This window comes from Pseudomonas sp. NBRC 111123, from assembly GCF_001320205.1.
Lineage (GTDB): Bacteria > Pseudomonadota > Gammaproteobacteria > Pseudomonadales > Pseudomonadaceae > Aquipseudomonas > Aquipseudomonas putida_J.
Genome location: NZ_BCAZ01000025.1, coordinates 70,990 through 80,700, shown reverse-complemented (window position 1 = coordinate 80,700; position 9,711 = coordinate 70,990). Strand labels below are relative to the sequence as shown.

Genomic DNA, 9,711 nt, shown 5'->3' with positions numbered 1-9,711 from the left:
GCGATGGGCCGCAAGGCGGCCCCAATTGCATCACCCGTGGTTCTTGCCGAGCAAGGCATGGTAAAGCTCGGTATCCCCAAGTATCCCCACCACCTTGTCATTCTCCTGCAGCACCAGCTTGTTGCCCGTCTGGTAACGAATCTGCAGCGCCTCACGCATGCCAATGTCGGCATGCACCAACGTCGGCTTGCGGCCCAGCCCTTCCACGGCCTGCCCCGGCGCCCAGTTCTGCATGTCCAGCCCGTTCTGCCCCTGGCGTGCACGCTTGATCGAATTCCCTTCACCCAGGTCCAGCCAGGAATCGCCACCCGGGTCCAGGCACACCGAGCCGTTGACCCGCTTGCAGTTGTCCAGGCTGCGCATCAGGCTGCGACCGCACAGCACATTCAATGGGTTGGTGTGGGCGACGAAGGTACGCACATACTCGTCTGCCGGGTTCAGCACGATCTCTTCCGGCTTGCTGTACTGGATGATCCGCCCGTCTTTCATGATGGCGATGCGGCTGCCCAGCTTCAGCGCCTCGTCGAGGTCGTGGCTGACGAACACGATGGTCTTGCTCAGCTTGGCCTGCAGGCCCAGCAACTCGTCTTGCAAGCCCTGGCGGATCAGTGGGTCGAGCGCCGAGAACGGTTCGTCCATCAGCAGGATGTCGGCATCCATCGCCAGCGCCCGGGCCAGGCCCACGCGCTGTTGCATGCCGCCAGAGAGTTCGTCCGGCTTCTTGTTGCGCCATTGGGTCAGGCCGACCAGTTCGAGCTTCTCGTCGACCAGCTTGCGTCGTTCCTTTTCCGGGCGGCCCTGCATTTCCAGGCCGAAGCTGATGTTTTCGCGCACGGTCAGCCAGGGCATCAGGGCGAACTTCTGGAAGACCATGGCGATGCGCTTGGTGCGCATCATCTTCAGCTCTGCCGGGGTGCAGTGGGCGATATCGATGTGCTTGCCTTCATGCTCGACGAACAGCTTGCCGCGGCTCACGGTGTTGAGGCCGTTGATGCAGCGCAGCAGGCTCGACTTGCCCGAGCCCGACAGGCCCATCAATACGCAGATCTCGCCTTTGTTGATATCCAGGTTGGCCTTTTCCACACCGACCACCAGGCCGGTCTGCTTGAGGATCTGCTCGCGGGTCTGGCCCTTGTCCAGCAGCGCCAGTGCTTCACGCGGCTTGTTGGAGAAAATGACGTCGACGTCTTCGAATCGAATGATGCTCATGCCTCACCCCTTACCGGCAGTTCCGGTTGCTTGCAGATACGGTCGAGCATGATCGCCAGCAGCACGATCGCCAGGCCCGCTTCGAAGCCCAGGGAGATATCGGCGGTGTTCAGTGCGTTGACCACAGGTTTGCCCAGGCCATCAGCGCCCACCAGGGCGGCAATCACCACCATCGACAGTGACAGCATGATGCACTGGGTGACGCCGGCGGCGATGCTCGGCATCGCATGCGGCAGTTCGATACGGGTGAGCAGCTGGCGGCGCGAGCAGCCAAAGGCCTTGCCGGCGTCCATCAGCTCCTGCGGCACGTCGCAGATGCCCAGGTAAGTGAGGCGGATAGGTGCGGCGATGGCGAACACCACCGTCGAGATCAGCCCTGGCACCACGCCCAGGCCGAACAGGGTCAGGGTAGGGATCAGGTAGACGAAGGTGGGCACCGTCTGCATCAGGTCGAGTACCGGGCGCATGGCGGTATAGAACATCGGCTTGTGCGCGGCGACGATGCCAAGCGGCACGCCGATGGCTACGCAGACCACGGTGGCGAAAGTCACCTGGGCCAGGGTCTCCATGGTTTCCTGCCAGTACCCCAGGTTGAGGATCAGCAGGAAGGAGAGGGCGACGAATGCGGTCAGCGCCCACTTGCGCTGGATGAGGTGCGCCAGGGCGGCAAACAGGGCGATGAGCACGAACGGGTTGAAGAAGGTCAGGGTACTGGTGACGCCATGGATCATGAACTCCAGGCCTCGGGCAATGGCGTCGAAGTAATTCGCGCCATTCTGGGTCAGCCATTCGACGAACGACGCGATGTACTGGCCCAGGGGTATTTTCTGATCGATAAGCATGATAGCGAGCTTCCACCTGCAAAGATTGAAATCAGTCCGGGGCGGGCACGGTCCCGCCCCGAGGTAGCGCTACGACGTATTGCGTTATGGAGCGAGCTTGGCCTTGGCTGCCTCAAGGCCGGGTTTGCCATCCACGGTGGTGACGCCCGCCAGCCAGGTATCCAGCTTGCCGGGGTTGTCCTTGAGCCACTTCTTGGCGGCCGCCTCAGGCTTCATCTTGTCGTCCAGGACATAGCCCATCATGGTGCTTTCATCCTTGAGCTCGAACGACAGGTTTTTCAGGAGCTGGCCGACGTTGCTGCATTCCTGCACATAGTCCTTGCGAGTGTTGGTCAGCACGGTGGCTTTGCCGAAATCGGGGCCGAAGTACTCGTCCCCGCCGGTCAGGTACTGCATCTTGAAGCGGGTGTTCATCGGGTGCGGTTCCCAGCCCAGGAACACCACCGCTTCGCCACGCTTCTGCGCGCGGTCGACCTGCGACAGCATGCCGGCCTCGCTCGATTGCACGATCTTGAAACCGGCGTCCTTCAGGCCGAAGGCGTTCTTGTCGATCATGCTCTGGATGGTGCGGTTGCCATCGTTGCCGGGCTCGATGCCGTAGATCTTGCCGTCCAGTTCCTTCTTGAACTTGGGAATGTCGCTGAAATCCTTCAGCCCCTTGTCATACAGCGACTGGGGGACGGCCAAGGTGTACTTGGCGTTCTCCAGGTTGGCGCGCACGGTGTCCACAGTGCCGGCGTCGCGGTACTGCTTGATGTCGTTCTCCATGGTCGGCATCCAGTTGCCGAGAAACACGTCCAGGTCCTTGCCGGTGGCCAGCGACTTGTAGGTCACCGGTACCGAGATCATGGTGGTGTGGGTCTTGTAACCCAGTGCTTCGAGCACAACGCTGGTGGTCGCCGTGGTGACGGTGATGTCGGTCCAGCCGACATCGGAGAAGCGTACCGTCTGGCACTGCTCGGGTTCGGCGGCCTGGGCCAGGAACGGTGCTGACAGCATCGCGACCAGCAACAGCGAGGGTGAACCTTTCATGGATGGACTCCTGTGATTTTGTCTTCGGGTTCGCTTGGGTCGCCGGGCTTTCTCAGGGTCCGGTCGACCAGGCCTGCAGAGGGCAGGATGCGTGGCCGTGCTTTACGAGTCGCTTTCGATAATCCTCCAGCGCCGGGCAATCGCCTACTGGTGGGGTCGTAACCAGTACGGAACGGGTCGCATCCAGTACGGGCGATGTCGCTTATGCGTTTTTCCACCCCTGTAGCCGTATTTTTGCGTCACCAGGCCGCTCGAAAGCGGCGCGCAGGTGGCCGAAAAGGCTGCGGCGCTGCTGGACAAAAGTACGTCGGTTGCAGACGGCGAGGGGGTAGGCAAAAGCCCGATGATGCGTGCATTCGTGGCGGCTCGCAGCTTCAGCCTAGCAGTTGCCCCGCCCTGCGCATGGCGCGCAGAGACAAGCCCAGCAAGAGGTGAAGCGACAATGGCCATTAGCGTGTTCGACCTGTTCAAGATCGGTGTCGGGCCCTCCAGCTCCCACACCGTCGGCCCCATGCGTGCTGGCGCGCTGTTCGTCCAGGGCCTGCGTGAGCGCGGCGAGCTGGACCAGGTGCAAAGGATCGAAGTGCGGCTGTATGGCTCGCTGTCGGCCACCGGCATCGGCCACGGCACCGACAACGCCACCATCATGGGCCTGATGGGCGAATGGCCGGACGCCATCGACCCGACCCAGATCGTTCCGCGGATCGCCGACCTGCGCGAAACCAACACCCTCAAGCTGGATAATCGCCTGCCCATCGAGTTCATCTGGGCCCGCGACATGCTGCTGCTGGACGAGAACCTGCCGTACCACCCCAATGCCATGACCCTGATCGCCGAAGGCGCCCAGGGCGAGCTGCACCGCGATACCTACTACTCGGTGGGTGGCGGCTTTGTGGTCGACGCCGCACAGGCCGCCAGCGGCGTGCTGGACGCCGACCAGACGGTGTTGCCGTACGATTTCAACAGCGCCGCCGAGTTGCTGCGCCTGTGCAAGCAAAACGACCTCAGCGTGTCGCAATTGATGATGGCCAACGAGAAGGTCTGGCGCAGCGAAGAAGAGATCCGCGCCGGCCTGCACAAGCTCTGGAATGCCATGCAGGAATGCGTCAACAACGGCCTCAAATACGAAGGCACGCTGCCCGGCGGGCTGAACGTGCGTCGCCGCGCGGCCAAGCTGCACCGTAGCTTGCAGGAAATCGGCAAGCCCAACGTGATCGGCTCGACCATGAGTGCCATGGAGTGGGTCAACCTGTTCGCCCTGGCGGTCAACGAAGAGAACGCCGCCGGCGGGCGCATGGTTACCGCGCCCACCAACGGCGCGGCCGGCATCATCCCGGCGGTGTTGCATTACTACATGCGTTTCAGCGATGCCGTGAACGACTCCAGCGTGGTCGACTACTTCCTCGCCGCCGCCGCGGTGGGCATCCTGTGCAAGAAGAACGCGTCGATTTCCGGTGCCGAAGTCGGCTGCCAGGGTGAGGTCGGTTCGGCCTGCGCCATGGCCGCTGCGGGCCTTGCCGAAGTGCTTGGCGCGACGCCGGCGCAGGTGGAGAACGCCGCCGAAATCGCTTTGGAACACAACCTCGGGCTGACCTGCGACCCAGTCGGTGGCCTGGTGCAGGTGCCCTGCATCGAGCGCAACGCGATTGCTGCGGTGAAGGCGATCAATGCCGTGCAGATGTCACTGCGTGGCGATGGCGAGCACTTCATTTCCCTCGACCAGGTGATCCGCACGATGCGCGATACCGGGGCCGACATGCACGACAAATATAAAGAGACCTCACGCGGTGGCCTGGCGGTCAGCGCCATCGAATGCTGATTGCTTGATTCAACCTCAAGGGCCCCTTCGCGGGTAAACCCGCTCCCACAGACGGTGCCGTACCTGTGGGAGCGGGTTTACCCGCGAAGGGGCCCTTGAGGTTGATGCAGGTGCGGCACCATCACCAATGCCTTTTTATGGTGCAATCGACGCATACCGATCGTCGGGTGTCGCGATCAGCATGGGCATTGTCGGTGACACTCAAGAGTGTCGTTTCTGGGAAACCTACACTGCGCGTGTCACCAAAGTGCTCAATGGTTACACCAGAGGCGCTAGCTCGCCGCTTTGCGACGACTGGCAAGCCCGTCGCAAGCCCCTGAATTGCCCAGCAAAGGCGTCGTTTTCAGGAGTTTTAGAATGGTCGTTCAATTTCCGGCACGGCGTTTGCGTTGTGATTGGCAACCTACCCCTTTGGAACTGACCGGGGGGTCATAACAAGAAATCAGTGCCCGCCTGAGGCACACCCTGCATTTGTGTGAGGAGAAATCGCGATGACGTCGTACACCTCCGGGAACCCAACCCAGAACCGCACAGCCCCCCAGTCCATCGGTTTTCTCCTACTGGACAATTTCACCCTGATTTCCCTGGCATCGGCGGTCGAGCCGCTGCGCATGGCCAACCAGCTGTCCGGCCGTGAGCTGTACCGCTGGCATACGCTGACCGTCGATGGCGGCCAGGTGTGGGCCAGCGACGGCCTGCAGATCACCCCCGATGCCGCAATGCACAGTGCGCCGCTGATCGACACCGTGATCGTCTGCGGTGGCGTTGGCATCCAGCGCACTGTTACCCGTGAGCACGTTACCTGGCTGCAGGCCCAGGCCCGGCAGTCTCGCCGCCTTGGTGCGGTGTGTACCGGCAGCTGGGCGCTGGCCTGTGCCGGCCTGCTCGACGGCTTCGACTGCAGCGTGCACTGGGAATGCCTGGCAGCGATGCAGGAGGCCTTCCCGCGGGTGAACATGAGTACCCGCCTGTTCACCCTCGACCGCAACCGCTTCACCAGCTCCGGGGGCACCGCGCCGCTGGACATGATGCTGCACCTGATCAGCCGCGACCACGGCCGCGAGCTGTCGGCGGCGATCTCCGAGATGTTCGTCTACGAGCGCATCCGCAACGAACAGGACCACCAGCGCGTGCCGCTCAAGCACATGCTCGGCACCAACCAGCCGAAGCTGCAGGAGATCGTTGCGCTGATGGAGGCGAACCTCGAAGAGCCGATCGACCTCGACGAACTGGCAGTGTATGTGTCGGTGTCGCGCCGCCAGCTCGAGCGGCTGTTCCAGAAGTACCTGCATTGCTCGCCGTCGCGCTATTACCTGAAGCTGCGCCTGATCCGCGCGCGGCAGCTGCTGAAGCAGACGCCGATGTCGATCATCGAAGTGGCCTCGGTGTGTGGCTTCGTGTCCACGCCGCACTTCTCCAAGTGCTACCGCGAGTACTTCGGCATTCCACCGCGTGACGAGCGTGTGGGTTCCAACACGGCGCAGCAGGTGGCGATGATGCCGATTCCACAAGCCATGACCCTGTCGCCGCACAGCGGGCCGATGGCAGCCCTGAGCCAGGCGCGCAACGAGTCGACATTTGCCAGCGTAAGGCTTTGATACTGCGCCGCCTGCATCGCGGCTAAAGCCGGTACTACAGGTACTGCACCGGATTCACAAGCGGTGCGATACCTGTAGGAGCGGCTTTAGCCGCGAAGAGGCCAGTACAGGAAAAATCGATCAGGCGCGTTTATTGAACTGTGCCAACGCCGGCAGCAGCTGCTTGTCGATGGCCTGGCGCACCGCTGGCAGGATCGTCGCGCTCCCGGTATACATCTGCTCCACCATCCCCTTCAGGGCCCGTGCATTGGGCTCGGTCAGCCCGCGTATCACCGCTTCGCAAGCCTGCTCGGCGCTGGCCCCGGCGGGAATGTCGAACCCGCGCGCGCGCAGGTGGCCTGCCAGGTCGTCCTGGTCTATCAAATCCGCATGCATCATGGCTGTTGTCCCTTTTATCGCTAAGAGAGTGCTGCTGTGATTTACGACCGATTCTGTGACGACGGCGACATGCCCGCAACAACAGAATGGCGGCATGGCTGCTTTGGCTAAGAACAGGTCGTTCCCGGCTAAATCGACCTGGCAGGAAGTGCGCACACTCAAGCCATCTACCGCAATAGAGGGTTTGGTCACCCTCGTTCATGCACAGTGGATGTTGCTCGCTCTTGGCCCCGGATGCTCACGGCTTTCCGGGGTTATTTTTTTGCCCGATCAGCCAGGTAGTTGCAGGACGCGGCCGATGAACTGCGCAGCCGGCAGGTCGCGCTGGCTATCTTCCAGGCTTTGCAGCAAAGCCACGCTTCGCTCTGAGAACGGCGCCGACTTTGGCCCTGCCAAGTCCACATGCAACAGCATCTGCTCACTGGCGGCCAGCACCTCGTCGAACCCGGCCCGGTGCAGGCTGTGATAGACGTGCAGGCGCTTGCGGTCGAAGCCGATGATCTGCGTCTGCACCCACACCTCGGTGCCCAGCTTCACCTCGTGCAGGTAGTTGATGTGCGCCTCCAGGGTGAACAGCGAGTTGCCGCTCTGCCCCCGGCTGTCGGCATCCAGGCCGATGCGCTCCATCAGCGCATCGGTGGCATAGCTGAAGATCAGCAGATAGAAGGCATCGCGCAGGTGCCCGTTGTAGTCGACCCAGTCCTCCTGGACTGGGGTGCGGTAGGTGATCAGTGCGGGCATCGTGGGCTCCTCAGTCGCCGAAAGCCATGCCGTGGTTGGCCTTGCTGGTTTTCACGGCTTCCAGCACCGCCAGCAGGGTGTCATCGCGATAGCGCTCCAGCGCGGCGATGCTACGTTCGCCGAGTTGCTCCGAGGTGCCGTCCACCACATCGTCGATCAGCTTGTCGGTCAGCTCTGGTGCCGGCAGGTAGGTCCAGGGCAGTTTCAGGGCCGGGCCGAACTGCGACATGAAGTGGCGCATGCCAGCATCGCCACCCGCCAAGGTGTAGGTGAGGAAGGTGCCCATGAATGACCAGCGCAACCCGGCGCCAAAACGGATGGCATCGTCGATCTCGCCGGTTGTCGCCACGCCGTCGTTGACCAGGTGCAGTGCTTCGCGCCACAGGGCTTCGAGCAGGCGGTCGGCGATGAAACCTGGGACTTCCTTGCGCACGTGCAGCGGGCGCATGCCCAGCGCTGTGTAGAGGGTCTTTGCCGCCTCGATGGCTTCAGGCGCGGTACGGTTGCCGCCGACGATCTCGACCAGCGGCAGCAGGTACACCGGGTTGAACGGGTGGCCGACCACGCAGCGTTCGGGGTGGGTAGCTGACTCGTAGAACTCGCTTGGCAGCAGGCCTGAAGTGCTGGAACCGATGATGGCCTCGGGCTTGGCTGCAGCGCTGATTTTCGCATGCAGATCAAGCTTGAGGTCCAGACGCTCTGGTGCGCTTTCCTGGATGAAGTCGGCGTCGCGCACGCATTCCTCGATGGTGGCAACGAATTTCAGCCGGTCCTGTGACGCTCCTGGAGCCAGGCCTTGTTTCTCCAGTGCCGGCCAGGCGTTGGCGATGCGCTTGCGCAGGGCCTGTTCGGCGCCCGGCGCTGGGTCCCAGGCGACCACGTCCAGGCCGTGGGCCAGGGCACGGGCGACCCAGCCGCTGCCGATTACGCCGCTACCCAGGGCGGCGAAGGTCTTGATTTCGGTGATGAAAGGCATGGCGAATCCTCAGGGCAAACAGTGTCAGTTGGGTTGACGCCAATCTTGTGGGAGCGGGCTTGCCCGCGAACACCGGGGCAGCCGGTGCCATCCACCGCGCTGCCTGCTTCGCGGGCAAGCCCGCTCCCACAGGATTGATGGCGCACGTGCGACCGGTGAGGGGATCAGCGGCGCTTGAGGTTCATCTTTTCCCGCCCTTCTGCCGGGCTGAGTACACGGCCACCCATGCGGGTGATGATCTCGGCTGCGCGTTCAACCAACTGGCCGTTGCTGGCCAGCACGCCACGGTCCAGGTACAGGTTGTCTTCCAGGCCGACCCGCACGTTGCCGCCGAGCAGCACCGCCTGTGCTGCCATCGGCATCTGCATGCGGCCGATGCCGAAGCCGGCCCAGGTGACGTTGGCCGGCAGGTTGTCGACCATGGCCTTCATGGTGGTGGTGTCAGCTGGCGCGCCCCATGGGATGCCCAGGCAAAGCTGGAACAGCGGGTCTTCGAGCAGGCCTTCCTTCATCATCTGCTTGGCGAACCACAGGTGGCCGGTGTCGAAGATTTCCAGCTCGGCCTTGACGCCCAGCTCGGTGATGCGCTTGGCGCCGGCACGCAGTTGTGCGGGGGTGGAAACATAGATGGCGTTGCCGTCACCGAAGTTGAGGGTGCCGCAGTCCAGGGTGCAGATCTCTGGCAGCAGGGCTTCGACATGGGCCAGGCGCTCCAGCGGGCCGATCAGGTCGGTGCCGGGGCCGAATTCCATCGGCGATTCGCCAGGGCCGATTTCCAGGTCGCCACCCATGCCGGCGGTGAGGTTGACGATGATGTCCACGTCGGCTTCGCGGATACGCTCCATGACCTCACGGTAAAGGTTCACGTCGCGGCTGAAGCGGCCGGTTTGCGGGTCGCGGACGTGGCAGTGGACCACGGTGGCGCCGGCCTTGGCGGCTTCCACGGCGGATTCGGCGATCTGTTTCGGGGTGACCGGGACCAGGTGGCTCTTGGCGACCGTGTCGCCGGCGCCGGTGAGGGCGCAGGTGATGATGACGTCGTGGTTCATGGCGGTTCCTTGTATGTCGGTTCTGGCCTTTTCGCGGGTAAACCCGCTCCCACAGGGGACCGTTATG

Annotated in this window: 9 protein-coding genes; 2 read left to right on the top strand and 7 right to left on the bottom strand. The window is 62.9% G+C overall.

Features of this window, described 5'->3' with window-relative positions; all coding sequences use genetic code 11:
• Positions 1-30 precede the first annotated feature (30 nt).
• From choV to APH27_RS14545, 3 genes are all read right to left on the bottom strand, one after another.
• Entirely contained in the window at positions 31-1,209 is a 1,179-nt protein-coding gene (gene choV / locus APH27_RS14555; RefSeq protein ID WP_027917566.1) for a choline ABC transporter ATP-binding protein, read from the bottom strand.
• Entirely contained in the window at positions 1,206-2,054 is an 849-nt protein-coding gene (gene choW / locus APH27_RS14550) for a choline ABC transporter permease subunit (RefSeq protein ID WP_177326675.1), read from the bottom strand. Before choW ends, choV begins: the two co-directional genes overlap by 4 nt.
• An 81-nt stretch (positions 2,055-2,135) precedes the next feature.
• The gene (locus tag APH27_RS14545) at positions 2,136-3,083 is read right to left on the bottom strand and encodes a choline ABC transporter substrate-binding protein (RefSeq protein WP_060485178.1); all 948 of its coding nucleotides are present in this window, start codon (positions 3,081-3,083) and stop codon (positions 2,136-2,138) included.
• Positions 3,084-3,525: 442 nt separating this feature from the next.
• Here APH27_RS14545 and APH27_RS14540 point away from each other — a divergent pair, with 442 nt between their 5' ends.
• Positions 3,526-4,902, top strand: a complete 1,377-nt coding sequence (locus APH27_RS14540; protein WP_060485177.1) for an L-serine ammonia-lyase — start codon at positions 3,526-3,528, stop codon at positions 4,900-4,902.
• 491 nt (positions 4,903-5,393) lie between these two features.
• A complete protein-coding gene (locus tag APH27_RS14535) occupies positions 5,394-6,500 on the top strand; it encodes a GlxA family transcriptional regulator (RefSeq protein WP_027917562.1) in 1,107 nt (368 codons plus the stop codon).
• Between the two features lie 120 nt (positions 6,501-6,620).
• Here the strand turns inward: APH27_RS14535 and APH27_RS14530 are convergent, their stop codons facing one another.
• The 4 genes from APH27_RS14530 to APH27_RS14515 all read right to left on the bottom strand — a co-directional run bounded on the left by APH27_RS14530 (position 6,621) and on the right by APH27_RS14515 (position 9,644).
• Entirely contained in the window at positions 6,621-6,878 is a 258-nt protein-coding gene (locus tag APH27_RS14530; protein ID WP_027917561.1) for a hypothetical protein, read from the bottom strand.
• Positions 6,879-7,148: 270 nt separating this feature from the next.
• Positions 7,149-7,619 carry a thioesterase family protein gene (locus APH27_RS14525; protein WP_027917560.1) on the bottom strand — a complete coding sequence of 157 codons (471 nt, stop codon included), beginning with the start codon at positions 7,617-7,619 and terminating at the stop codon, positions 7,149-7,151.
• Positions 7,620-7,629: 10 nt separating this feature from the next.
• Positions 7,630-8,595 (bottom strand): L-carnitine dehydrogenase, encoded by a 966-nt coding sequence (locus APH27_RS14520; RefSeq protein WP_027917559.1) that lies wholly within the window; start codon positions 8,593-8,595, stop codon positions 7,630-7,632.
• Positions 8,596-8,759: 164 nt separating this feature from the next.
• On the bottom strand, positions 8,760-9,644 hold the full coding sequence (locus APH27_RS14515) for a 3-keto-5-aminohexanoate cleavage protein (RefSeq protein ID WP_060485176.1): 885 nt from the start codon (positions 9,642-9,644) through the stop codon (positions 8,760-8,762).
• Between the last annotated feature and the right edge of the window lie 67 nt (positions 9,645-9,711).